Origin of the sequence: Tsuneonella deserti, from assembly GCF_014644315.1 — a bacterium.
In the GTDB taxonomy this organism is placed as follows: Bacteria; Pseudomonadota; Alphaproteobacteria; order Sphingomonadales; family Sphingomonadaceae; genus Tsuneonella; species Tsuneonella deserti.
This window is the reverse complement of the sequence record NZ_BMKL01000001.1, coordinates 1,061,904-1,085,243: the sequence shown is the minus strand read 5'-3', so window position 1 is coordinate 1,085,243 and position 23,340 is coordinate 1,061,904. Positions and strand designations below refer to the sequence as shown.

The window sequence follows — 23,340 nt, the reverse complement described above, 5'->3', positions numbered from 1 at the left end:
CGCCGGGCGATGCCGGGTTGAACGGCCATCATTGGGATGGTCCAGCAAAATGAAGGACATATCATGTCGAAGCGCAAGAGCGCCAAGCACAAACTCGACCGCCGCATGGGCGAGAACATCTGGGGCCGCCCCAGCTCGCCGGTCAACCGCCGTTCGTACGGTCCGGGCCAGCATGGCCAGCGCCGCAAGGGCAAGACCAGCGACTTCGGCCTGCAGCTGCGCGCCAAGCAGAAGCTCAAGGGCTACTACGGCGACGTCACCGAGAAGCAGTTCAAGGCGACTTACGCCGAAGCCGCCCGCATGAAGGGTGACACCGGCCAGAACCTCATCGGCCTGCTCGAGCGGCGGCTCGACATGATCGTCTACCGCGCCAAGTTCGCGCCGACGATCTTCGCCGCGCGCCAGATCGTTTCGCACGGCCACATTCGCGTCAACGGCGTGAAGTGCAACATCGCCAGCCGCCGGGTTGCCGCTGGCGACGTCATCAGCCTGGGCGACAAGGCCCAGGAAATGGCGCTGATCATCGAAGCGCAGAGCCTGCCCGAGCGCGACATTCCCGATTACGTCAGCCCCGACGGCACCGACAAGGTAACCTTCAGCCGCGTTCCGACGCTGGATGAAGTGCCCTATCCGGTCACGATGGAACCGAACCTGGTGGTCGAGTTCTACTCGCGCTGATCCAGCTTCCACGATTTTGCGAAAGGGCGGCCCGAAACGGCCGCCCTTTTTCGTTTCGGCATCATCTCGCCGCAAACTTTCAGCAACTTAGGAACCGACGCGGCAAAGCCAGATTGTCGGGATGAAATGACACGTTATCGCTTTCGAACCCCTCACCGCGCCGGCAAATGGTACACCGATCTGAAGCAGGCTCAGGCGTTCGCCTGCCGCATCGGAGCAGGCTTTCTTGACCGCCTGACAGGACGATTCATCGCCTATCCGGGCACGGAACTGGAAAGCCGCGATTTCTCGGCCTGAACCGCGTCACGGCGCGATGCGGCTGCCGTCCCACGCGAAATGACCACCGCTGTCGGCGGGTGAAAGGCCTTCCAGGACGCGCAGCATCCGCTCCGCCGACTGCCGCGGCGTGAACAGGCTGCCTTCGGCGACGTTGCCCTGGAACGGCCTGCTGAGGCCGGTGTCGACGGTGCCCGGATGCAGCGCCACGCAAACCGCTTCGGGCCGGCTGCGGGCAAGTTCGATCGCGAGCGTTCGCACGAGCATCGCCAGCGCCGCCTTCGAGGCTCGATAGCCGTACCATCCGCCGAGGCGATTGTCGCCGATGCTGCCCACCCGCGCGCCCAGCGCGGCGAAAGCGCAGCGCCCCTGCCGCGGAAGCACTGGCAGGAAGTGCTTTGCGACCAGCGCCGGACCTATCGCGTTGATGGCATAGCTGCGCGCGAGGAGGTCGGCATCGAGCGAGCGCCAGGTCTTCTCGGGAGGGCTGCCGCCGATCGTCAAAGCGCCGGTGGCCACGAACACCAGGTCGGGCGGCCCACCTTCAGCGACCCGGGCTGCAGCGGCGGCGATGCTGGCCTCGTCCTCGATATCGATGCGCTGCGCGTCGCGTGACGAGCGGGAAAAGGGCAGAACCTCGCTGCCGCCGTTTTCCAGGATGCCGGCAAGCGCGTTGCCGATCCCGCCGCTTGCGCCGATCACGACGGCGCGGCGCCAGCTCACCTGCCGGCCCGGTAGTCGCTCAGGAACGATGCCGCGAACTGGGCGAAGCTTCCTCCGGCGATAGCATCCCGCATAGCCTGCATGAGCTGTTGGTAGAACGAGAGGTTATGCTCGGTCATCAACATCGCGCCGAGCATCTCGCCCGCCTTGTTGAGATGGTGGAGATAGGCGCGGCTGTAGGTGGAGCACACGTCGCACCCGCAACGCGGATCGAGCGGCTCTTCGGCCTCGGCGTGAAAGGCGTTGCGGATGTTGAGCGGGCCGTTCCAGGTGAACGCCTGCCCGTTGCGGCCCGATCGGGTCGGCAACACGCAATCGAACATGTCCACCCCGCGGCCAACCGCGCCGACGAGGTCGTCCGGCTTGCCCACCCCCATCAGGTAGCGGGGCCGGTCGGCCGGCAATTGATCGGGCGCGAAATCGAGCGTGGCGAACATCGCCTCCTGGCCCTCCCCCACTGCCAGGCCGCCGATGGCGTACCCGTCGAACCCGATCTCCTGCAATGCCTCGGCCGAGTGGGCGCGCAGTCCTTCGTCGAGCGCGCCCTGTTGGATCCCGAACAGGGCGGAACGCGCTGCATGCTCTTCACCCGCGTCGAACGCTGTTCGGCTGCGTTCGGCCCACCGCATCGAGCGCTTCATTGACGACTCGATCTCGGGAAGCGGACGGTCTGCCCGCGGGCATTCGTCGAATGCCATCACGATGTCGCTGCCGAGCAAGCGCTGGATTTCCATCGACCGTTCGGGCGTCAGCATGTGGCGGGAACCATCGATATGGCTCTGGAAAGAGACCCCGTCCTCGCTCAATTTCCGCAAGTTCGCCAGGCTCATCACCTGGTAGCCGCCGCTGTCGGTGAGGATCGGGCGCGGCCAGTTCATGAACTTGTGAAGGCCGCCCAGCCGCGCGACACGCTCCGCGCCGGGGCGAAGCATCAGGTGGTAAGTGTTGCCAAGGATGATGTCCGCGCCCGTCGCACGTACGGTCTCCGGCTTCATCGCCTTGACCGTCGCGGCGGTGCCGACCGGCATGAATGCCGGGGTGCGGATATCCCCGCGCTGCATCCTCAGCACGCCGGTGCGCGCCTTGCCGTCGGTGGCATCCACCGAGAATTCGAAGCGGGGCGCCACGGTCAGAACCCGTAGACCAGGCTGAAGCGCGATATCGTGTCTGTCGCCACCCGGCCTGCCGGCGGGTTGCTGTCGTAATCGACTGCGTACGAGAAGCGAGTGCTCAGCCTATCGCTGACTTTCGCTTCGAGCCCGGTGACCAGGTTCAACGTCGTGCTGCGCGAATCGACGAGCAACGTCGCCGCGCCGCCGCTTTCGGTGACGGCATTGGTGTCTTGGGTCAGCGTCAGGCGATCCGTGATCCGCCAATCGACGTCGAGCCCGAGCAGCCCGGCCAGGCGGGTGTCGCTCGCCCCATCGGTGCCACGGGTGATGCGCAGAGCCGGCCCGGCCTTGAGCGACAGATCCAGCGCACCGGAGTCGACCAGCTTCGCGCCGACCCCGCCCGAAAGCGCAAAGCGCGCGGTGTAGCCCTGGAACGGATCACGATCGTACTGGGCCAGACCGTAGGCAAACGTGCCCTCGCTGATGTCGTACCGCGGCTCGTAGGCAGCAAACAGCTTTTCGCGCGATGTGCTGCCGCCGCTGCGCTGATAATCGGCCCGCAAGGTCAGCTTGTGGTCCCAGGCGATGCCCCTACGTTCGAGGGCGAGCGCCCCGCTGAGGCCCAGTGTGTCGGTGTTGCCGGTCGAGCGGTTCGCGCCCACCTCGCCCCGCCCTTTCCACAGGTCGAACAGCCCCGCCGAACGGATCGCCTTTTCCTTCTCGCGCTGCTTGCGCGAGGCGAGCCGTGCCTGGTTATCGCGGAATTCGGAATAGATCGCCTCGATCTCGTCCTTGGCGTCAGGATTGGTCGCCTTGGCCAGATCGACGACCATGTCGACCTTGCGCGCATCGCCGGTTTCCACCGCGGCGGCGATCATCGCCCGCACCGGGTCCGGCAAGGCAGCGTGTAGAGGGGCGGTGAGAGACAGCAGCACCAAAGGAAGCGCGACGCGAAACATGCGGGCAGCAACTAGCGGCTCAGCTTCGGAGCCGCCACCCCGTGCGGAAGATCCATGCGATGACCGCAATGCAAATCGCGAGGAATGCCAGCGTCAGTCCCAGCGAAACCACGATGCTGACGTCCGCCTTGCCGTAAAAGGTCCAGCGCAGTCCGTTCACTAGGTAGACGATAGGGTTCATCAGCGCGACCGTGCGCCAGGGCTCGGCCAGCATCTCGATGGAATAGAACGTGCCGCCCAGAAACGTCAGCGGGGTAAGGATCAGCATCGGTACGAGCTGCAGCTTCTCGAACCCTTCTGCCCAGACACCGAGGATGAAACCGAGCAGCGAAAAACTCGCCGAAACGAGGACGACGAACAGGAGCGCGAACAAGGGGTGCGCGATGGTGTAGTCGACGAACAGCGTTGCGGTCGCGAGGATGACGGCGGCCAGGATCAGGCTCTTGGTCGCCGCCGCTCCCACGAACCCGAGAAGCGTTTCCGCGACGCCCACCGGCGCCGACAGCAGTTCGTATATCGCCCCGGTGAAACGCGGCATGTAGATGCCGAAGCTGGCGTTGCTGGTGCTTTCCGAAAGAAGCGTCAGCATCAGCAGGCCCGGGACAATAAAGGCGCCGTAGTCCACCCCGCCGACTGCGTTCATCCGCCCGCCGATCGCCGCTCCGAAAACGATGAAGTAAAGGCTGGTCGTGAGGACCGGGGAAACCAACGATCCGAACACGGTGCGCATGAAGCGCACCAGTTCGTTGCGGTAGATCGCATAGGTGGAACGCCAGTTGATCATGCTGCGCCCTCCTCGACGAGGCCCACGAAGATGTCCTCCAGGCTGGAAGCCTTCTGGTCGATCGCGGTGTATGCAATGCCCTGTTGCGCGAGGGCCTGAGCCAGCGCGGCGACTTCCGCCCTGCCCTTGCCCGTCCCGTCGCCGCCTCGATAAGCGAGCGTCATGCCGTCATCCTCGAGGTGCAGCGGATAGGCGAACAGCGATGGCGGCACTTCGGCCAGCGGCGCGGCGAGCTGGAAGCGCGCCTCCGTGCGGCCCATGCGCGCCATCATCGCGTCCTTCTCGTCCACCAGCAGCAGGCGGCCCTTGTCGATCACGCCGACTCGATCCGCCATTTCCTCCGCCTCTTCGATATAGTGGGTGGTGAGGATCACGGTCGTGCCGCGTTCACGCAGCGCGGCGATTTGCCGCCACATGTCGCGCCGCAATTCGACATCGACGCCCGCGGTCGGCTCGTCGAGGAACAGCAGTTCGGGATCGTGGCTGAGAGCCTTGGCGATAAGCACGCGGCGCTTCATCCCGCCAGACAGCGCGCGGATCTGTTCCTTGCGCTTGTCCCACAGGCTCAGCGAGCGCAGCACCTCCTCGATCCGGTCGGGATCGGGCGCGCAGCCGAACAGCCCGCGGGAATAGGCGACCTGGCGCTGGACGGTATCGAACATGTCGAAACCCAGTTCCTGCGGCACCAGCCCGATGCGGCGCCGCGCGCTGCGCCAATGGTGATACAGGTCCTGCCCGAACGCGGTGATTGTGCCGCCCGTCACCCGCACCAGCCCGCAGACCGCGCCGATCAAGGTGGTCTTGCCCGCGCCGTTCGGCCCCAGCAGCGCGAAGATCTCGCCTCGGCGAATCTCGAGGTCGACCTCGTCCAGCGCCTTCAGGCCGTTGGGATAGACCTTGGTCAGCTTCTCGGTGCGCAGAATAGACTCCATGATCTGCGAGTGGCGTCACCGGGCGCGCTTGCCAAGCAAGAACGTGAGTCCCACATCGCTTGTCGGAGGGGCAAGCGATCGGAACCCGCCCATGACGAAGTTGCCTGCCCTGTTCATCGGCCACGGCAGTCCAATGAATACGCTCGAACTCAACGGATACACGCGCGCATGGCGCGAGCTTGGCGAGGCGCTGCCCCGGCCCCGTGCGATCCTGGTGATATCGGCGCATTGGTACATCGGCGCGACCGCGGTGACCGCCATGTCCAGACCGCGCACGATCCACGATTTCTTCGGATTCCCGCAGGAGCTGTTCGATTTCGAGTACCCGGCCCCGGGATCACCGGAAGTCGCGGGAGAGATCGTCGAGGCGGTCAAGCCGGAGTGGGTTGGCCTCGATCACGAGCAATGGGGTCTCGACCACGGCACCTGGAGCGTGCTCGCTCACCTTTTTCCGCGCGCCGACGTCCCCGTGGTGCAGCTTTCGCTCAACGCATCGAAGCCGCTCGCCTACCATTTCGATCTGGGCGCCCGGCTCGCCGCCTTGCGCGACAAGGGCGTGCTGATCGTCTCGAGCGGCAACGTCGTGCACAATTTGCGGCTCATCGAATGGGACAAGCCGACTGCGGGGACCGCCTGGGCGCGCCGGTTCGACGAAGCGGCGCGCGAGCAGATGCGGCGCGATCCGGCCGGGATCGCCGATCTCACCCAGCACACCGACTACGCGCGAGCGGTGCCCACCCCCGATCACTTCCTTCCGCTGCTCTACACCGCGGGACTCGCCGCGGCGGAGGGGGGAGGCGCGCAGCCGATCCTGGAGGGCTATGCGATGGGCTCGCTGTCGATGACCGGATACAACGTCGGGCCGCCGATCTCGCTGAATACCTGCCCCGAAGACGCGGCGGAGATCCCGGCCAACGTACCGGCGGACCAGACCAACACCTAAGGCAGCAGCAGCGAAGAATCGCCGTAGGAATAGAAGCGGTAACCGCGCCCGATCGCATGGGCATAGGCTGCCTGCATCCGCTCACGTCCAACGAGCGCTGACACCAGCATGAATAACGTCGACCTGGGCAGGTGGAAATTGGTCATCAGCCCGTCGATGCCGCGGAAGCGGTAACCTGGCGTGATGAAGATCGAGGTGTCGCCCTCGAACGGGCGGATCGTCCCCGTTTCGTCCGCGGCACTTTCGATGAGCCGCAGCGAGGTTGTCCCGACCGCTATCACCCTTCCGCCCGCCGCCCGCGCCGCGTTGAGGCGATCGGCGGTGGCGCCGTCGATACGGCCCCACTCTGCGTGCATCGCATGGTCTTCCGTGTCCTCGGCCTTGACCGGAAGGAAGGTTCCCGCGCCGACGTGGAGCGTGAGGGTTTCGCGGCCGATGCCGGCCTCATCCAGACGCGCGATCAGTTCGGGCGTAAAATGGAGCGCAGCGGTCGGCGCGGCGACCGCACCGTCGCGCGCGGCAAACATCGTCTGGTAATCGCTACGGTCCTGCTCGTCGGTAGGACGCTTGCCGGCGATGTAGGGCGGCAGCGGCATTTGCCCGGCCCGCTCGAGCAGTACCTCGACGGGCTCATCGCCGGCGAACGCGAGAGTCCACGAGCCATCGGGAAAGCGCGCCTCGGCGACTGCCGTCACATCGGCGCCAAAGACGATCTGATCGCCTTCGCGCAGCCGCTTGGCATTACGCACGAACGCCTGCCAGCGCCTGAGATCGATGCGCTTGTGCAGGGTCGCTCCGATCCGCGCCTCTCCACGCATCCCCTCCAGTTGCGCGGGGATCACTCGAGTGTCGTTGAACACGAGGACGTCGCCTGCGCGGAGCAGCCCGGGCAGGTCGCGCACCGACCGGTCTTCGAAAGGCGCATCGCCCGCTACCACGAGCATGCGCGCCGCATCGCGCGGGCGCGCGGGGCGCAGCGCGATCAGCTCGGGCGGGAGGTCGAAATCGAACAGGTCAACGCGCATCGGCGGCGCGCTAGCAGAGGAATCCGCGCGGGGGGAGGATCAGTTCGATTGCGGCGCGTTGAGCATGTCGGCGGTAATCGCGCTTTCCGGAGCGGCCGGAGCAGCGGTCGCCTGAGGCTTGCCGTCGGCCGCGATAGAAGCCTGGAGCACGACCGTAGGGTTCGCAGGCGGCTCACCACGCTGGATGGCGTCAATCGCGTCCATGCCCGCGATCACCCGTCCGAAGTTGGTGTACTTCCGGTCCAGGCTGAAGCGCGGGTAGAAGGTGATGAAGAACTGGCTGTTCGCCGAATCGTCGCTCGCGGCGTGCGCCATCGAGATCGTGCCGCGCAGGTGCGGCATCGGGTTGAATTCGGCCTTGAGGTCGGGAAGCGAGGAGCCGCCACGCCCGGTGCCGGTCGGGTCGCCGGTCTGCGCCATGAAACCTTCGATCACGCGGTGAAACTTCACTCCGTCATAGAAGCCTTGCCGGGTCAGCGTCTTGATCCGCTCGACGTGGTTCGGGGCCCAGTCCGGCATCAGCCGGATGGCGACGCGGCGACCGTTGGAAAGGTCGAGCAGCAGGATGTTCTCGGGATCGTGGGTGATGTCGTAATCAATCGCCGCATACGTGCGCGGTCCCGCCGGTGCATCGGCAACCGGAGCCGCGGTATCGGCCGCGGGGCTCGCCGCTGCATCGTCCTGCGCATTGGCAGGCAGGGAAAACGCGAGCGCGGCAAGCGCCAAAGGAGCCAACGCCGAAGGGGCGAGCAGGCGGTTCAGCATGGAGATCCCGTCTTTTTGATAGCTGTCTAGTTGGCCCGCGCTGTAGCGGGCACGGACTGTCGGTTCAATGAATGGTTAGCGCGGGTCGGCGCGGCCCATGTTGGCCACCCGGTCGATCACGTCCTGACGCACCGCGGGGCTCACGAACTTGGCGATGTCACCGCCATAATGGGCGATCTCCTTCACCAGGCGGCTGGCGATCGGTTGCAGGCTGACGTCCGCCATCAGAAAGACCGTCTCGATGCGGTCGTTGAGCTGCCGGTTCATGCCCGTCAGCTGATATTCGTATTCGAAATCGGTCACGCCGCGGATGCCGCGGATGATCACCGATGCCCCCTGGCTTTCGGCGAAGTCCATCAGCAGCGAATTGAACCCGACCACCTCGATGTTGCCGATCGCGGAAACCTCCCGGCGGACGATAGCGATGCGCTCGTCGTCGGTGAACATCGGCGACTTCTGGATATTGGTCGTCACCGCCACGATCAGCCGGTCCACCAGAGTGGCGCCCCGCTCGATAATGTCCATGTGGCCGAGCGTGATCGGGTCGAATGTGCCCGGGTAGATGCCCACCCGCTCGCGCGATCCTGAGGCGTTCACTTCAGCGGTCCCTTTCAACGATGTATCGCGCCAGTGCGCGCAGCAGGTCGGCTTCGGGCCCATGCGCGGCGAGGTGGCCGACGGCCTGGGTCACTAGCGCATTGGCCTGGGTGCGAGCGGCTTCAACGCCCATCAGGCTGACGAAAGTCGCCTTGCCCGCATCTTCGTCCTTGCGCAGCGCCTTGCCCGCGGCCGCCTCGTCCCCCTCGACGTCGAGCAGGTCGTCCGCGATCTGAAACGCCAGCCCGATGTCCCGCGCATAGTAGCGCAGGTGCGAGCGTCCTTCTTCGGGCACCCGGCCCAGGATTGCACCCATCTCCACCGCCGCGCCGAGCAGCGCACCGGTCTTCAGTTGCTGCAGCCGCGTGATCGTCGGCAGATCGTATCCCTGCCCCTCGGCGGCGATATCCATCATCTGCCCGCCGGCCATCCCGTTCCAGCCGCTTGCCCCCGCCAACGCGGCGATCAGCTGTGCCCGCACGATGGGATCGGCAGATGTCTCGGGCATCGAGAGGATTTCGAATGCCAATGCGTGAAGCGAGTCGCCGGCGAGCACGGCGGTCGCCTCGTCGAACGCCTTGTGCAGCGTCGGCTTCCCGTGGCGCAGGTCGTCGTCGTCCATGCAGGGAAGATCGTCGTGAACCAGCGAATAGACGTGGATCGCCTCTACCGCGCAGCCCGCGCGGACAGCCGCATCGCGCTGGACCGCGTACATGGCGGCAGTGGCGACCGTGAGCAGCGGGCGGACGCGTTTTCCGCCTCCGATCGCGGCATAGCGCATCGCCTCGACCAACCGGGAACGTGCGTCCTCGGGTACCGGAAGAAACCCGGAAAACGCGGCATCCACCTCGCGCTGGATGCGCGCCAGGGCGTCCGCCAGGCGGCTTCCGTCGTCGTCGAGCCGGTCAATCATTGCTGTCGAACGGAACCGCGTGGCTGGCGCGGCCATCGGGCCCGGCGACGATCTTCTCGATCCGCGCCTGGGCCGCGTCGAGCCGCGCCTGGCAGTGAGCGCGCAGCGCCTCCCCCCGCTCGTACAGTTCTATCGACTGATCGAGCGGCACTTCGCCGCTTTCGAGCCTGCGAACGACATCCTCCAACGCTCTAAGCGCGTCTTCAAAGGTCAGCGTGTCGATGCCGTTTGCGGTCTGGTCCATTGGCGCGGTTTGGCTTCCGCGCCAGCGCGGGTCAAGCCGCTCTCCGGTCAGTTGCCGATAGCGTCCTCGAACCGCGGAACAAGGCTGGCCCAGAATTCCAGGTTGTCCTCGAACAGGGCCTGGCTGATTCCGCCGTCGTCGAGATCGATATCCATCTGCAGGGCAGGATCGCCCTCATCGTCGATATACGCACGACCGAACCGCTGGCTGCTGTTCCACTTGTTCATGTCGTTCACATCGGCGGATGAGCCGGTGTAGCCGGTACTGAACTGGATCGTGCGGCAGTCCACGTGTTCGGTGCAGTTGTAGAACAGGACCACGAACTTGGTGCCATCGAGCGCGCTGGTTATCATCGGGTCGCCCACCCCGTCCTGGGTCAGGTCGGCCTTGTAGCCCGCCTTCTTCATCGCCGTAACCACCGATGCGACATCCTGCGCGCGAACCTCGGCCGCGGATGCCGGCATTGCCGCTACAGAGGCAAGCGCGGCAAGCAGCGCGCAGACCGGTTTGAACATCGTGCAATCCCCTTTTCCGTGCCGCTGCCGGCAGGCGCCCCTGAACTGTTCTAGCGCGCATCCATCCATCGGCAACATGCCATTGGGACTCGCGCCTTTCCGGCACTGGCGCTAAGCGGCGGCCATGTCGAACAGCCCCGCCCCCATCACCCCCGAAGTCGTCGAAGCGCACGGGCTCAGCCCCGAGGAATACGACCGCGTCCTGCACGCGTTGGGGCGTGAACCGAACCTGGTCGAACTCGGCATTTTCTCGGTCATGTGGTCGGAGCACTGCAGCTACAAGTCGAGCCGCATCCACCTGAAGAAGCTGCCAACCGAGGCTCCGTGGGTGATATGCGGACCGGGCGAGAACGCGGGCGTCATCGATATCGGCGACGGACAGGCCGCCATCTTCAAGATGGAGAGCCACAACCATCCGAGCTACATCGAGCCGTACCAGGGCGCGGCAACGGGCGTCGGCGGCATCCTGCGCGACGTGTTCACCATGGGCGCGCGCCCCGTTGCCAACATGAACGCGCTGCGGTTCGGACGGCCCGACCACCCGAAGATGAAGCATCTCGTCCAGGGCGTCGTCGCCGGCATCGGCGGTTACGGCAACTGCGTGGGAGTGCCGACCGTGGGGGGCGAGACGAACTTCCACAAAGCATATGACGGCAACATCCTGGTCAACGCGATGACGGTGGGCGTCGCCGATGCCGACCGCATTTTCTACTCCGCCGCCACCGGCGTGGGCAATCCGATCGTCTATGTCGGTTCCAAGACCGGGCGCGACGGCATTCACGGCGCGACTATGGCCAGCGCCGACTTCGGCGACGATGCCGAGGCAAAGCGCCCGACCGTGCAGGTCGGCGATCCGTTTACCGAGAAGCTGCTGATCGAAGCCTGCCTCGAACTGATGGCGACCGACATGATCGTCGCCATTCAGGACATGGGCGCGGCAGGCCTCACCTCCTCCAGCGTCGAGATGGCGACCAATGGCAAGGCCGGCATCCGGCTGGTGATGGACAACGTCCCCTGCCGCGAAGAACGCATGACGCCGTACGAGATGATGCTGTCGGAAAGCCAGGAGCGGATGCTCATGGTCCTGAAGCCCGGCCGCGAGGCGGAGGCCGAGGCGATCTTCCGCAAGTGGGAACTCGATTTCGCGGTAATCGGCGAGGTCACCGATACCGGGCACATGGTGCTCGAATGGCAGGGCGAGATCGTGTGCGACATCCCCCTGGGTCCGCTCGCCGCCGACGCGCCGCTGTATGACCGCCCGGCCATGAGCCGCGAAGAGTACAAAGCGTGGGCCAAGGTTGCTCCGCTGGGCGAGGCGCCTGAAGGCGGCGACATCGCATCCGACCTCATCAAGCTGATGGCCTGCCCCGACCTCGCCTCTCGGCGGTGGATCTGGGAGCAGTACGACAGCCAGGTCGGCGCGGACACGCTTCAGCTATCGGGCGGCGACGCCGCGGTGGTCCGCGTCCATGGCTCGCGCAAGGCGCTGGCGATGACGACCGACTGCACCCCGCGCTATTGCTATGCGGACCCTTACGAAGGCGGCAAGCAGGCGATCGCGGAGGCATACCGCAACCTGTGCGCGGTCGGCGCGAAGCCCTTGGCGGTGACCAACTGCCTGAATTTCGCGAATCCGCAGCGGCCGGAGATCATGGCCCAGCTCACCGGTTGCCTCGAGGGCATGGGCGACGCCTGCCGCGCGCTCGACTTCCCGATCGTGAGCGGCAACGTATCACTCTACAACGAAAGCAAGGCGACCGGTGGCGGGAGCGCGATCCTGCCCACCCCCGCAATCGGCGGCGTCGGCGTGATCGCCGATTACGCGCAGATGGCGACCATTGCATTTAAGACCGAAGGCGAAACGATCCTGGCGATCGGTGCCCACTATCCCGAACTCGGCCAATCGCTCTGGCTGCGCGAGATCCACGGCCGCGAGGACGGAGATCCGCCGCGCGTCGATTTGAAGGACGAGCGGCTTTACGGAGAGATCGTTCGCCAACTCATCGCCGATGGCAAGGTGACCGCTGTTCACGACGTCAGCGATGGCGGCTTGCTGGTTGCGTTGGCGGAAATGGCGCTCGCTGGCGGGATCGGCGCGACTGTCGACGCTATGACCAGCGCCTTCGCCTTCAACGAAAGCCAGGGGCGCTATCTCGTCACACTCGCGCCGGGAGTCGAACTCGATCGCGCAAAGGTGCCGTTCGAGAGGATCGGAACCACTGGCGGTGATTCCCTCGTCATCGGGGAACAGGCCGTCGCGCTCAGCGACCTGCGCGAGGCAAGCGAGAGCTTCTTCCGCGACTGGATGGCGTAACTAGGCCGCCAGCTTTTCCACGGCCTGCTTCGCCAGCAGGTCGTAGGGATCGACGCCCTCGCTGCGCCAGATCTGGTGGCAGCGCCGGTACCAGACCGGCGTCGTTATGTTGAGCTTCGCGCGCGCTTCGGCGAGATCCATCGCCAGCAGCTCGCGGATCGACATGTGCACCAGCGGCGGGCACGCCTTGCCCAGGCGATGCGCTTCACGCACCGCGCGGAACACCGGCGCCTTGCTCTTGACCGTCTTCACGATGTTGAGCGCGCCTGCATAACCGAGCAGCAGGTGCCCCGCCGCCGGCTGCTGGCCGTGGGTGAACAGCAACACGCACTGTTCGCCCAAGGCGTCGCGGCCATAGCCGGTCAGTACGTGCATCAGGTCATGCGTGTCGCGTTGGCGGAAGCCGTACCATTCGATGAGGTCATCGTAATGCGGACGGCCGTTCTTCTCGGATTCGGCGACGAGTCCTGCGGCGGTAAGCCCCTCGCTCTCCATGAAGTCGCAATAGGCGTGCGCGACCGAGCCCTTGGGCAGCTTGCGCAGTGCCGCATGATCGTCGAGCAGCGGCGGCAGGAACGGCTCCTCGCGGCGAAGCGTCTCGCCGCGCTCGCTCAGGGTGAGAGCCTGCGCACGCGGCATGAAGCTTTTCGAAGGCAGTGATTCGTAAATCTCGAACACCAGCGCGGTGTTCTCCTTGTCCTTGATCAGCTCGTTGAACTTGCGCAGCGCCTTGCGCACATCGCGCTTCGGCTGGCGCCGGGCCGGATTGCGGAACAGCGTGCCGTCGGCGGCGCACGCGTGATATGGATCGGACGAAGGAAGCGGTTGCAGGTCGGTCATCGCGGCGCCTCTACTGACAGCTATGTCAATATAGCGTTATCGCTTCGCAGGGGAAGAGGTTTCACCCCGCAACCCATTCGTCGCGCGGGATGCCGAAAAGTTCGAGAACCGCGGTGAGGTCGCCCCGGTCGATCCAGCCATCGGCCACGGCCCGCGCTTTGGGCTTGGCATGGTAGGCGACGCCCCAGGTCGCCGCTTGCAGCATGGGTATGTCATTCGCCCCGTCACCCATCGCCAGCGTCGGCGCGTCCTCCCCGATCAAGGCCGCCTCGTCGATCAGCACTTGCCTCTTGACCGCACTGTCGGTGATCCCCCCGGCGAGCGTTCCCGTCAGCCGCCCATCCGCCACCGCCAAGCGGTTGGCCACCACATGCTCGAAACCGAGCTGCGCAGCGACCGGGTCGGCGAAGTGATGGAAACCGCCCGTCACCAGCACCGTGCGGCATCCTTTCGACTTGAGCGTGGCGACGAGCGTGCGCGCACCCTCCATCGGCTGGATCCGGTCGGTCAAACAGGTCTCGATGACGTCCTCCGCCATCTCGGCGAGGAGGCCCACGCGCTCGGTCAGCGCGCTGGCGAAATCGAGTTCGCCCTGCATCGCCCGTTCGGTGATGGCGGAAACCTCGTCCCGCAAGCCGGCAAAGTCGGCCAGTTCGTCGATGCATTCCTGGCCGATCATGGTGGAGTCCATGTCCGAAACCAGCAACCGCGGCACGCAGATGTCGCGCGCCGAAACTAGCACATCGGAGGGGGCGAAGTGGGCGTCCAGCACCCGGCGCAGAATGGCAGGATCGCCCTCGGGCAGTGAGAGCTGCAGCACGTCCCCGCAAAAATCGAGCATCGCCGCAGCTGCTACCCGCAGTCCCTCGCCTTCGAGCGCGGCGATCGCGGCATCGAGCCGTATGTCCAGGTCGAGCGGGTCTGCTATCAGCCGCGCGATGAGCACTGACAATCCTCCGGAATTGGGCGGCGAGCGACCGCCGGTGGCGCTCATCGCAGGGCCGACCGCAAGCGGCAAGAGCGATCTGGCAGTGGGCCTCGCGCTCGCGCGCGCAAAGCGCGGGCTCGCATCGGTGGTGATCAATGCGGATAGCGCGCAAGTGTATGCCGACCTTGCAGTGCTGAGCGCGCGCCCCTCCGAGCAGGAGATGCAAGGCATTGCGCACCGGCTATTCGGCGCCTGGGACGGGGCGACCGCATGCTCCGCCGCCGACTGGGCGGCCGCCGCGCGTGCCGAGATTACCACCGCACACGCGGTGGGGGCGCTTCCGATCCTGGTCGGCGGCACAGGGTTGTATTTGCGCACCCTGATCGAAGGCATCGCACCCGTGCCCCCCATCGATCCCGAGGTCCGAACCAGCGTCCGGGAATTGCACGTGAGCGAGGCTCATGCCTCCCTGGTGCAGGAGGACCCGGAGCGGGCCGGGGTTCTTTCGCCGAATGACACCGCGCGCGTTGCCCGCGCACTCGAAGTCGTGCGGTCGACGGGGAAAACGTTGGCTTACTGGCAGGCCCGGCGCTCCGGAGGAATAGCGAACGAGGTCACGCTTTCGCCGGTCATCCTCACTGCCGAGCGAGAATGGCTCTTCGGGCGGTGCGATCGGCGCTTTGCCAACATGGTCGATGCCGGGGCAGTCGCAGAGGTCGAGACCCTGGTGGCACGTAGGCTCGATCCGGCCCTCCCCGTGATGCGGGCGATCGGCGTTTCGGAGATCGCCGCATGGCTTGAAGGGTTGACCACGCGGGAGGAGGCTATCGCAAAGGGCCAACTCGCCACCCGCCAGTATGCCAAGCGGCAGGCCACTTGGTTCCGGAACCAGCCACCTGAGGACTGGCCAAGATTCACTGTTGATGATTCTGGTTGGGCCGACAAAATTGAAACTTTATTCCCTTTTGTCCTCTTGACATGACATAATGTGTCTCATAGGCGGATTGCTCTCGAGAGCATCTTTCGACTCGGCGCGCTCCCCCCGCGCCGGGTCGATTTTTTGAAAGAGGCGGATTAGACCGCCGACGAAAGGATTGAGCGGTGGAAGAGCGCAGCGGCGCCAACATCTTGATCGAAACCCTGGTCAACCAGGGCGTCGAGTTCGTGTTCGGCTATCCCGGCGGCGCGGTGCTCCCGATCTACGACGAGTTGTTTGCGCACAGCAGCATTCGCCACATCCTGGTCCGTCACGAAGCGGGCGCCGCCCATGCAGCGGAAGGCTATGCCCGCTCGACCGGCAAACCCGGTGTCGTCCTCGTCACCAGCGGCCCCGGCGCGACAAACGCGGTGACCGGCATCGCCGATGCCTTCATGGACTCGATCCCGATGGTGATCATCACCGGTCAGGTCGCCACCCCCCTGATCGGAACGGACGCTTTCCAGGAAGCCGACACGATCGGCATCACCCGCCACTGCACCAAGCACAATTACCTGGTGAAGGACCCATCGCGCCTTCAGGCGACGATCGAGGAAGCCTTCCGCATTGCGACGACGGGCCGCCCCGGCCCCGTGCTGGTGGACATTCCGAAGGACGTGCAGGTGGCGCTGGCAACCTGGCACGGTGGCGAGGCGGGTCCCCTACCCTCGGCCCGGTTCAATCCGCCAACCACCGCGCCCGATGATTCGGTTCGGCAGGCGATCGAGCTGATCGCGGCTGCCGAGCGGCCGGTGTTCTACACCGGCGGCGGGGTGATCAACTCCGGCCCGCGCGCCAGCGAGCTGCTGCGCGTCCTGCAGGATCGCACGGGCGCGCCGGTCACCAGCACCCTGATGGGCCTCGGGGCATTCCCCGCCGACCATCCGGACTGGCTCGGCATGCTCGGCATGCATGGCACCTACGAAGCGAACATGGCCATGAACCGGTGCGACGTGATGGTCTGCATCGGCGCCCGGTTCGACGACCGGGTGACCGGCCGCCTCGATGCATTCAGCCCGGGCTCCAAGAAGATCCACATCGATATCGACCGCGCCAGCGTGAACAAGATCGTGCCGGTGGACGTCGCGCTAGTGGGCGATTGCGCCGCCGTGCTCCAGCAGTTGCTCACCGCCTGGGGCGACCGCCGCCGGGCGAAGGACCTTGGCGAGTGGAAGGCGCGGATCGCCGGCTGGCGGGCACGGGAATCCCTGGCCTACCCGCCTTCCCGAACCGAGATCATGCCGCAGCACGCGGTCGAGCGTCTGTTCGCACTCACCCGCGACCGCGCGCCGATCGTTTCGACCGAGGTCGGCCAGCATCAGATGTGGGCGGCGCAGTACTTCGGCTTCGATGCGCCCAACAAGTGGCTGACGAGCGGCGGGCTAGGCACGATGGGCTACGGCCTGCCCGCCGCGATCGGTGCCCAGCTCGGCAATCCCGACGCGCTGGTGATCGACATCGCGGGCGAGGCATCGATCCAGATGAACATCCAGGAGCTTGCCACCGCCAGCCAGTACCGGTTGCCGGTCAAGGTGTTCATCCTCAACAACGAATACATGGGCATGGTTCGCCAGTGGCAGGAACTCACCTACGAAAGCCGCTATTCGCATTCCTATTCGGACAGCCTGCCCGATTTCGTGAAGCTGGCGGAAGCGTACGGGTGGAAGGGCATCCGCATTTCAGATGAAGCCGGGCTGGACGCCGGCATTCAGGCGATGCTCGACCATGATGGACCGGTGATCGTCGACTGCCTTGTGTCGAAAGAGGCGAACTGCTTCCCGATGATACCCAGCGGCGCGGCGCACACCGACATGCTTCTTTACGGAGACAAGGTGGCGGGGACGCTCGACGACGAAGCGAAGGCGCTGGTCTGATGCGCATCAAGCAAGCCGAAGCGGAGCGTCACGTGCTCGCCATCACGGTGGACAACGAGGCGGGCATCCTCGCCAAGATCGCCGGCCTGTTCACCGCGCGCGGCTACAACATCGACAGCCTGACGGTGGCCGATATCTCGGACAACCACGAGATCAGCCGGATCACCATCGTCACCAACGGACCGCCCGCGGTAATCGACCAGATCCGCGCCCAGCTCGAACGTCTGATCCCGGTCCACAAGGTCATCGACCTGACCGAGGAAGGGCCGCACGTGGAGCGCGAGCTGGCCCTGGTTAAGGTAGCCGGGACCGGTGAGAAGCGGGTCGAGGCGCTGCGCCTTGCCGATATCTTCCGCGCCAAGCCCGTGGATACGACGACCGAAAGCTTCATCTTCGAAATTACCGGCGCGCCGGAAAAGATCGACAGCTTCGTCCATCTCATGCGCGAGTTGGGTCTGGTCGAGGTTGGCCGCACCGGCATCGTCGGGATGATGCGGGGGGCGCAGGGAGCCTGAAGTCCAGCTGGTCGCGACTAAACAAACGTCGTCATTCCCGCGCGGCCGGGAACAGCTACGATTGCAACCGATCCCCCGCGGGGATGCGAAAGTGAGGATTCGAGAACGTGAAAGTCCATTACGAAGCCGATGCGGACCTGAACCTGATCATCGACAAGAAGATCGTCGTGCTCGGCTATGGCAGCCAGGGTCACGCCCACGCGCAGAACCTGCGCGACAGCGGGGTAAAGGACGTCGCGATCGCGCTTCGCGAAGGCTCCGCCACGGCGAAGAAGGCCCAGGCCGCCGGATTTACCGTCATGTCCAACAAGGATGCGGCGAAATGGGCCGACATCATCATGATCCTCGCTCCCGACGAGCATCAGGCCGCGATCTGGGAAGATGATCTCAAGGGGAACATGAAGCCCGGCAGCGCGCTCGCGTTCGCGCACGGGCTCAACGTCCACTTTGGCCTGATCGAGCCCCCTGCCGATATCGACGTGATCATGATCGCGCCCAAAGGCCCCGGTCATACTGTGCGCAGCGAATACCAGCGTGGCGGCGGCGTGCCCTGCCTCATCGCGGTCCACCAGGACGCGACCGGCAACGCGCACGACATTGCGCTCGCCTATGCCAGCGGCCTCGGCGGCGCGCGTTCCGGGGTGATCGAAACCAACTTCAAGGAAGAGTGCGAGACCGACCTGTTCGGCGAGCAGGCGGTCTTGTGCGGCGGCATAACCCACCTGATCCAGGCAGGGTTCGAGACGCTGGTCGAGGCCGGCTACGCGCCCGAGATGGCCTATTTCGAGTGCCTCCACGAAACCAAGTTGATCGTCGACCTGCTGTATGAAGGCGGTATCGCCAACATGCGCTATTCGATCAGCAACACCGCCGAATACGGCGACATCACCACCGGTCCCCGCATCATCACCGCCGAGACCAAGGCCGAGATGAAGCGCGTTCTGGCCGATATCCAGGCGGGCCGGTTCGTGAAGAACTTCGTGCTCGACAACCGCGCCGGCCAGCCTGAGCTCAAGGCCGCGCGCAAGGCCGCCGCGGCGCATCCGATCGAGCAGGTCGGCGCCAAGCTGCGCGCGATGATGCCGTGGATCGGCAAGAACAAGCTGGTGGACAAGGAGGTCAACTAGCACGCGGTGGACTTGGGCACGTTTCGGCGGCAATCTTCGGCCTCATTGCCGGAGATTGCCGATGCCCCGATTGCTGCCGATCACACTCCTCGCCGCTGCCGCCCTCGGCAGTGTCGCGGTCGCCCAGATGCCGACCGAAAAGCCGGGAGCGATGGATGTCTCGCGCGTGACTGGCGGGACCTACCAGGCGGATCCCAATCACACTCTCGTCGGCTGGCGGGTCGATCACCTCGGCTTCAGCGACTATTTCGGATTGTTCGGAGACGTGACCGGCACGCTCACGCTCGATCCGGCGCACCCGGCCGCGGCCAAGGTGGACGTGACGATCCCGATCGCTCCCGTCGTCGCGAGCCAGGGTCTGCACGACCACTTGCTGCGTCCGGGCAAGGACGGCGGCAAGCCCGACTTCTTCGGCCCCTCCCCGCAGCCCGCGCGCTTCGTCTCGACCAGCGTTTCGCCAAGCGTCGACGGGCTTGGCGCATATATCGTCGGCGACCTGACGCTAAACGGACATACCCGCCCGGTGGCGATCCAGGCGCGGTTCACCGGGGCCGGGTCAATGATGGGCAAGGAGACTGTCGGGTTTTCGGGACGCGCCCTCATCAAGCGGAGCGATTTCGGCATCACCACCGGCATCCCCTTGGTATCCGATGAGGTCGAGCTGGATCTCACCGCCGCGTTCGAAAGGACGGCCGGCGAGCCTGAGCCCGCCGCCGAGCCGCCTGCCAATGCCTGCCGCGCGGACAAGGCGAACGCCTGGTTCGGCAAGAAAGCGACTCCCGAGGTGCGCGCCGCGGTCCAAGCCGCGACCGGCGCGAAGTCGATACGCTGGCTCTATCCCGACAGCGTCGTGACGATGGACTACCGCTCCGATCGTCTCAACGTAACGATGGAAAAGGGAACCGACGTCATCCGCTCCGCTCGTTGCGGCTGAAGCGGTTGCAATTGTAACATTTGCGGCGGCGCGTCTTTTCGCGCATGCAGCATGGCGTGGCCCGTCGCGCGCTAGACCTGCTTCGACTTATCCGCCCTTGGGCGTGACCTGACGCGCGGCCAAATGGGGCCCGCCGGGCGCTCCCAAGGGTAACTGGCCGATTGGCCACCCGCCCCACAGTCGAAGCGTCGCGAGTTCCGCCATGTCCATGCTCCGCAATCCGAGCGTCAAGTACAGCCCCTTCCCGCAAGTTCCGCTGGCTGACCGCCAGTGGCCGTCCCGGACGATCACCACCCCGCCGCGCTGGCTCTCGACCGACCTGCGAGACGGCAACCAGGCGATTGTCGATCCGATGGACGCGGTGAAGAAAAACCGCTTCTTCGACCTGCTGGTCGAGATAGGGGTGAAGGAGATCGAGGTAGGCTTCCCCAGTGCGGGAGCGACCGAGTTCGATTTCATCTTCGGCCTCGTCCGCTCGGGCCGCATTCCCGACGATGTGACCGTCCAGGTCCTCACGCAGAGCCGTGCCGATCTCATCCGCACCTCGTTCGAAAGCCTCGAAGGCGCGCGCTCGGCGATCGTGCACCTCTACAACGCCGTCAGCCCCGCCTGGCGCGAGATCGTCTTTCGCATGAGCAAGGACGAGGTGCGCCAGATCGCGGTCGAGGGCGCCAGGATCCTGCGCGACGAGGCGGCGAAGCGCCCTGGCACCGACTGGCAGTTCGAATACAGCCCGGAGACGTTCTCCACCGCAGAGCTCGATTTCAGCATCGAGGTCTGCGAGGCGGTGATGGAGGTGCTGCAGCCGACTGCGGACAAGCCGATCATCCTCAACCTGCCGGCCACGGTCGAGGCGGCGACGCCCAATATCTACGCCGACCAGATCGAATACTTCTGCCGCAACCTGCCCGGGCGGGAGCGGGCGGTGATCTCCCTCCACACCCATAACGACCGCGGCACGGGCGTTGCCGCCGCCGAACTCGGCCTGATGGCGGGCGCGGACCGCGTGGAAGGCTGCCTGTTCGGCAACGGCGAGCGCACTGGCAACTGCTGCCTGGTGACAGTCGCTCTCAACATGTACACGCAAGGCGTTGATCCCGCGCTCGATTTCTCCAACATCGACCGGATCATCGAGACCGTGGAATACTGCAACCAGATTCCGGTTCACCAGCGGCATCCCTACGGCGGAGAACTGGTGTTCACGGCCTTCTCCGGCAGCCACCAGGACGCCATCAAGAAGGGCTTCGAAGCGCGCCAGCGCCAGAACGACGAACGTTGGCGCGTGCCGTATCTGCCGATCGACCCGGCCGACCTGGGCCGCAACTACGAAGCGGTCATCCGGGTCAACTCGCAATCCGGCAAAGGCGGCTTCGCCTGGGTGCTAGAGCAGGACCAGGGCCTCAAGTTGCCCAAGGCGATGCAGGCCGATTTCTCGAAGCACGTCCAGCGCATGGCCGACGAACTGGGCCGCGAGCTCAACGCCTCCGACATCTGGCGGGCCTTCCGCGCCGCCTACCATGTCCAGACGCCGGGCGATCATTTCGAACTGGTCGGTTACGAGGAAACCCGCGCCGCCGACGGCACCCGAGTGTTCGCAGGCACGATCGAGGTGGCAGGGCGCGCCCAATCGGTCAGCGGGCGCGGCAACGGCTTGATCTCGTCCGTTGTGGCGACCTTGAAGGACGCCTTCGAAGTGGAGCTCGAGGTGCTCGATTATTCGGAGCATGCGCTGTCCACCGGCTCCGACGCGCGGGCGGCCGCCTACATCCTCTGCGCGCTGCCTTCCGGCGAGCGTGTCTGGGGTTGCGGGATCGACACCGACATCGCCACCGCCAGTGTGCGCGCGGTGCTGAGCGCCGCGAATTCCGCGGTGGGAGTTGAACGACGGTGATGGCTAAGCGCACGTAAGTCAGGCTGTAATCGGGAGCCTCCCCGGTCGGCTCGCCACCGGGTCAGAGGCCGCGGGGGCCACCTCCACGGGCGTTACTAATGCCGCAGCGCGGGCAACCTACCCCATGCCGCGATCGACTAGTCCGATGGCGTGACGGGCGCATGGCGCTGCGGTCCCGCTTCGCGGCGTGCAGGTCCTCGCAGGAAAAAGGGGTTCGGGCCCCTGCAGAGCAGATCCACGGCGCCGCAGCCCGCTTTCCTACCCAGCCCGTTTCTGCATAGATGTGCGCAATGACCGAATGTGATCCAATCCGCGCGCCTGAAGCGGCCAGCGAGCTGTCCTGGAAACTTTCTCCAGGACTGTGGTCCATGTGGTCCACCGATCCTACAAAAGCTTTGAACTGAGGGAGTTGTGCGCATGACCGAAGCGATCATCGAACCCGAGCTGCCGATCATCGATCCGCATCACCACTTGTGGGACTTGCGGCCGGTCATTCCCGCGTTTCCCGAGCCTCGGCACGACTTCCTCGAGGCGCTGGTCGGCGCGGCGTACTACACGTTCGACCAGCTCCACGCAGATACCCAGTCGGGTCACAACGTGGTCGGCACCGTGTTCATGGAATGCGGCGCGTTCTACGACGGCAGCCGGAGCGAGGAACTGAAGGTTGTCGGTGAGGTCGAATTCGTCAACGGTGTCGCCGCCCAGGGGGCGAGCGGACTATACGGCGACTACAGGCCCTGCGCCGCGATCGTCGGCCATGCCGATCTCACGCTCGGCGCGCGCGCGGGCGAGGTGCTCGACGCGCTGCATGCGGCAAGCCACCGCTTCGTCGGCATTCGCCATGCCGCCGCGTGGGACGCCGATCCCGAAGTGCTCGGCCCTCCGTTCCATGCACCCCAGGGGCTCTACCGCGATGCCGCATTCCGCGAAGGATTTGCCGAGCTCGGCAAGCGTGGGCTGACTTTCGACGCCTGGCTGCTCGAGCCCCAACTCGAGGACGTGCTCGATCTCGCGCGCGCCTTCCCCGATCAACCGATCGTGCTGGATCACTGCGGCACGCCTCTGGGCATCGCCAGCTATCGCGGCAAGCTGCCCGAGCATTTCGACCGTTGGCGTCATGCGGTCCGCTCGATCGCCGAATGCCAGAACGTCACCGTCAAGCTGGGCGGACTGGCGATGGCGTTCTGCCAGTTGCCCGACGAAGGCCCGGCCAAGGGCCTCGGCTCTGAGACGCTTGCCGCGATGTGGCGGCCGTATATCGAAACGTGCATCGAGGCGTTCGGCCCATCGCGTTCGATGTTCGAGAGCAATTACCCGGTCGATCGCTGGGGCGCGAGCTACCCGGTGCTGTGGAACGCCTTCAAACGCCTCGTCATCGGCGCTTCGGACGCCGAAAAGCGCGACCTGTTCGCGGGCACAGCCGCGCGGGTCTATGGCCTGGAACACCTGCTGCCCGGGTGACGCTCGACAGCCGG

Annotated in this window: 24 protein-coding genes; 11 read left to right on the top strand and 13 right to left on the bottom strand. The window is 65.5% G+C overall.

Features of this window, described 5'->3' with window-relative positions; translation table 11 throughout:
* The first annotated feature begins 63 nt into the window (after positions 1-63).
* Both rpsD and IEW58_RS05045 read left to right on the top strand, forming a co-directional pair.
* On the top strand, positions 64-678 hold the full coding sequence (gene rpsD, locus IEW58_RS05050; RefSeq protein WP_188644121.1) for a 30S ribosomal protein S4: 615 nt from the start codon (positions 64-66) through the stop codon (positions 676-678).
* Between the two features lie 126 nt (positions 679-804).
* Positions 805-975, top strand: coding sequence for a hypothetical protein (locus tag IEW58_RS05045; RefSeq protein ID WP_188644120.1), 171 nt, complete (start codon positions 805-807; stop codon positions 973-975).
* Positions 976-981: 6 nt separating this feature from the next.
* Here the strand turns inward: IEW58_RS05045 and IEW58_RS05040 are convergent, their stop codons facing one another.
* Genes IEW58_RS05040 through IEW58_RS05020 form a run of 5 tightly spaced genes read right to left on the bottom strand, consistent with a single transcriptional unit; the run spans position 982 to position 5,464 of the window.
* Positions 982-1,677: an SDR family NAD(P)-dependent oxidoreductase gene (locus tag IEW58_RS05040; protein ID WP_188644119.1), complete on the bottom strand. Its 696-nt coding sequence runs from the start codon at positions 1,675-1,677 to the stop codon at positions 982-984.
* The gene (tgt, locus tag IEW58_RS05035; protein WP_188644118.1) at positions 1,674-2,804 is read right to left on the bottom strand and encodes a tRNA guanosine(34) transglycosylase Tgt; all 1,131 of its coding nucleotides are present in this window, start codon (positions 2,802-2,804) and stop codon (positions 1,674-1,676) included. The genes IEW58_RS05040 and tgt overlap by 4 nt, the downstream gene beginning before the upstream one ends.
* Before the next feature lie 2 nt (positions 2,805-2,806).
* Positions 2,807-3,724 carry a DUF481 domain-containing protein gene (locus IEW58_RS05030; protein ID WP_229658441.1) on the bottom strand — a complete coding sequence of 306 codons (918 nt, stop codon included), beginning with the start codon at positions 3,722-3,724 and terminating at the stop codon, positions 2,807-2,809.
* 43 nt (positions 3,725-3,767) lie between these two features.
* Positions 3,768-4,532 carry an ABC transporter permease gene (locus IEW58_RS05025; protein ID WP_188644116.1) on the bottom strand — a complete coding sequence of 255 codons (765 nt, stop codon included), beginning with the start codon at positions 4,530-4,532 and terminating at the stop codon, positions 3,768-3,770.
* Positions 4,529-5,464 (bottom strand): ABC transporter ATP-binding protein, encoded by a 936-nt coding sequence (locus IEW58_RS05020; protein ID WP_188644115.1) that lies wholly within the window; start codon positions 5,462-5,464, stop codon positions 4,529-4,531. Before IEW58_RS05020 ends, IEW58_RS05025 begins: the two co-directional genes overlap by 4 nt.
* A gap of 91 nt (positions 5,465-5,555) precedes the next feature.
* Here IEW58_RS05020 and ygiD point away from each other — a divergent pair, with 91 nt between their 5' ends.
* Positions 5,556-6,407, top strand: a complete 852-nt coding sequence (ygiD, locus tag IEW58_RS05015; protein ID WP_188644114.1) for a 4,5-DOPA-extradiol-dioxygenase — start codon at positions 5,556-5,558, stop codon at positions 6,405-6,407.
* Here the strand turns inward: ygiD and queA are convergent.
* The 6 genes from queA to IEW58_RS04985 all read right to left on the bottom strand — a co-directional run bounded on the left by queA (position 6,404) and on the right by IEW58_RS04985 (position 10,466).
* A complete protein-coding gene (gene queA / locus IEW58_RS05010; RefSeq protein WP_188644113.1) occupies positions 6,404-7,432 on the bottom strand; it encodes a tRNA preQ1(34) S-adenosylmethionine ribosyltransferase-isomerase QueA in 1,029 nt (342 codons plus the stop codon). The two genes, ygiD and queA, sit on opposite strands and share 4 nt — an antisense overlap.
* Positions 7,433-7,471: 39 nt before the next feature.
* On the bottom strand, positions 7,472-8,197 hold the full coding sequence (locus tag IEW58_RS05005) for a peptidylprolyl isomerase (protein WP_188644112.1): 726 nt from the start codon (positions 8,195-8,197) through the stop codon (positions 7,472-7,474).
* Positions 8,198-8,272: 75 nt separating this feature from the next.
* The gene (gene coaD, locus IEW58_RS05000; RefSeq protein WP_268237098.1) at positions 8,273-8,794 is read right to left on the bottom strand and encodes a pantetheine-phosphate adenylyltransferase; all 522 of its coding nucleotides are present in this window, start codon (positions 8,792-8,794) and stop codon (positions 8,273-8,275) included.
* A 1-nt stretch (position 8,795) separates the two neighbouring features.
* Complete coding sequence (locus IEW58_RS04995) at positions 8,796-9,707, bottom strand: polyprenyl synthetase family protein (RefSeq protein ID WP_188644110.1); 912 nt, start codon at positions 9,705-9,707, stop codon at positions 8,796-8,798.
* Positions 9,700-9,951, bottom strand: a complete 252-nt coding sequence (locus tag IEW58_RS04990) for an exodeoxyribonuclease VII small subunit (RefSeq protein ID WP_188644109.1) — start codon at positions 9,949-9,951, stop codon at positions 9,700-9,702. Before IEW58_RS04990 ends, IEW58_RS04995 begins: the two co-directional genes overlap by 8 nt.
* Before the next feature lie 47 nt (positions 9,952-9,998).
* On the bottom strand, positions 9,999-10,466 hold the full coding sequence (locus IEW58_RS04985; protein WP_188644108.1) for a YbjN domain-containing protein: 468 nt from the start codon (positions 10,464-10,466) through the stop codon (positions 9,999-10,001).
* A 124-nt stretch (positions 10,467-10,590) separates the two neighbouring features.
* Here IEW58_RS04985 and purL point away from each other — a divergent pair, with 124 nt between their 5' ends.
* Positions 10,591-12,780, top strand: coding sequence for a phosphoribosylformylglycinamidine synthase subunit PurL (gene purL / locus IEW58_RS04980; protein WP_188644107.1), 2,190 nt, complete (start codon positions 10,591-10,593; stop codon positions 12,778-12,780).
* Here purL and IEW58_RS04975 read toward each other — a convergent pair whose 3' ends face one another.
* Complete coding sequence (locus IEW58_RS04975; RefSeq protein ID WP_188644106.1) at positions 12,781-13,620, bottom strand: Coq4 family protein; 840 nt, start codon at positions 13,618-13,620, stop codon at positions 12,781-12,783.
* 61 nt (positions 13,621-13,681) lie between these two features.
* Positions 13,682-14,566, bottom strand: a complete 885-nt coding sequence (gene serB / locus IEW58_RS04970; RefSeq protein ID WP_229658440.1) for a phosphoserine phosphatase SerB — start codon at positions 14,564-14,566, stop codon at positions 13,682-13,684.
* Here serB and miaA point away from each other — a divergent pair.
* From miaA to IEW58_RS04935, 7 genes are all read left to right on the top strand, one after another.
* The gene (gene miaA, locus IEW58_RS04965) at positions 14,559-15,530 is read left to right on the top strand and encodes a tRNA (adenosine(37)-N6)-dimethylallyltransferase MiaA (protein ID WP_188644104.1); all 972 of its coding nucleotides are present in this window, start codon (positions 14,559-14,561) and stop codon (positions 15,528-15,530) included. The genes serB and miaA overlap by 8 nt on opposite strands.
* 119 nt (positions 15,531-15,649) lie before the next feature.
* The gene (gene ilvB / locus IEW58_RS04960; RefSeq protein ID WP_188644103.1) at positions 15,650-17,398 is read left to right on the top strand and encodes a biosynthetic-type acetolactate synthase large subunit; all 1,749 of its coding nucleotides are present in this window, start codon (positions 15,650-15,652) and stop codon (positions 17,396-17,398) included.
* A complete protein-coding gene (gene ilvN / locus IEW58_RS04955; protein ID WP_188644102.1) occupies positions 17,398-17,913 on the top strand; it encodes an acetolactate synthase small subunit in 516 nt (171 codons plus the stop codon). Before ilvB ends, ilvN begins: the two co-directional genes overlap by 1 nt.
* Positions 17,914-18,020: 107 nt before the next feature.
* Complete coding sequence (gene ilvC / locus IEW58_RS04950) at positions 18,021-19,040, top strand: ketol-acid reductoisomerase (RefSeq protein ID WP_188644101.1); 1,020 nt, start codon at positions 18,021-18,023, stop codon at positions 19,038-19,040.
* A 61-nt stretch (positions 19,041-19,101) separates the two neighbouring features.
* A complete protein-coding gene (locus IEW58_RS13990) occupies positions 19,102-19,974 on the top strand; it encodes an I78 family peptidase inhibitor (RefSeq protein ID WP_188644100.1) in 873 nt (290 codons plus the stop codon).
* Between the two features lie 202 nt (positions 19,975-20,176).
* On the top strand, positions 20,177-21,865 hold the full coding sequence (leuA, locus tag IEW58_RS04940; protein ID WP_188644099.1) for a 2-isopropylmalate synthase: 1,689 nt from the start codon (positions 20,177-20,179) through the stop codon (positions 21,863-21,865).
* A gap of 417 nt (positions 21,866-22,282) precedes the next feature.
* Entirely contained in the window at positions 22,283-23,326 is a 1,044-nt protein-coding gene (locus tag IEW58_RS04935; protein ID WP_188644098.1) for an amidohydrolase family protein, read from the top strand.
* The last annotated feature ends 14 nt before the right edge of the window (positions 23,327-23,340 follow it).

Bases quoted from the DNA above. Each gene is read 5' to 3' on its own strand.
- rpsD (WP_188644121.1), top strand. From the start codon at position 64: ATGTCGAAGCGCAAGAGCGCCAAGCACAAACTCGACCGCCGCATGGGC.
- IEW58_RS05020 (WP_188644115.1), bottom strand. From the start codon at position 5,464: ATGGAGTCTATTCTGCGCACCGAGAAGCTGACCAAGGTCTATCCCAAC.
- IEW58_RS13990 (WP_188644100.1), top strand. From the start codon at position 19,102: ATGCCCCGATTGCTGCCGATCACACTCCTCGCCGCTGCCGCCCTCGGC.
- miaA (WP_188644104.1), top strand. From the start codon at position 14,559: ATGAGCACTGACAATCCTCCGGAATTGGGCGGCGAGCGACCGCCGGTG.
- ygiD (WP_188644114.1), top strand. From the start codon at position 5,556: ATGACGAAGTTGCCTGCCCTGTTCATCGGCCACGGCAGTCCAATGAAT.
- IEW58_RS04995 (WP_188644110.1), bottom strand. From the start codon at position 9,707: ATGATTGACCGGCTCGACGACGACGGAAGCCGCCTGGCGGACGCCCTG.
- ilvN (WP_188644102.1), top strand. From the start codon at position 17,398: ATGCGCATCAAGCAAGCCGAAGCGGAGCGTCACGTGCTCGCCATCACG.
- IEW58_RS05005 (WP_188644112.1), bottom strand. From the start codon at position 8,197: ATGCTGAACCGCCTGCTCGCCCCTTCGGCGTTGGCTCCTTTGGCGCTT.
- leuA (WP_188644099.1), top strand. From the start codon at position 20,177: ATGTCCATGCTCCGCAATCCGAGCGTCAAGTACAGCCCCTTCCCGCAA.
- IEW58_RS04990 (WP_188644109.1), bottom strand. From the start codon at position 9,951: ATGGACCAGACCGCAAACGGCATCGACACGCTGACCTTTGAAGACGCG.
- IEW58_RS04985 (WP_188644108.1), bottom strand. From the start codon at position 10,466: ATGTTCAAACCGGTCTGCGCGCTGCTTGCCGCGCTTGCCTCTGTAGCG.
- IEW58_RS04975 (WP_188644106.1), bottom strand. From the start codon at position 13,620: ATGACCGACCTGCAACCGCTTCCTTCGTCCGATCCATATCACGCGTGC.
- IEW58_RS05025 (WP_188644116.1), bottom strand. From the start codon at position 4,532: ATGATCAACTGGCGTTCCACCTATGCGATCTACCGCAACGAACTGGTG.
- IEW58_RS05045 (WP_188644120.1), top strand. From the start codon at position 805: ATGACACGTTATCGCTTTCGAACCCCTCACCGCGCCGGCAAATGGTAC.
- purL (WP_188644107.1), top strand. From the start codon at position 10,591: ATGTCGAACAGCCCCGCCCCCATCACCCCCGAAGTCGTCGAAGCGCAC.
- IEW58_RS04935 (WP_188644098.1), top strand. From the start codon at position 22,283: ATGACCGAAGCGATCATCGAACCCGAGCTGCCGATCATCGATCCGCAT.
- queA (WP_188644113.1), bottom strand. From the start codon at position 7,432: ATGCGCGTTGACCTGTTCGATTTCGACCTCCCGCCCGAGCTGATCGCG.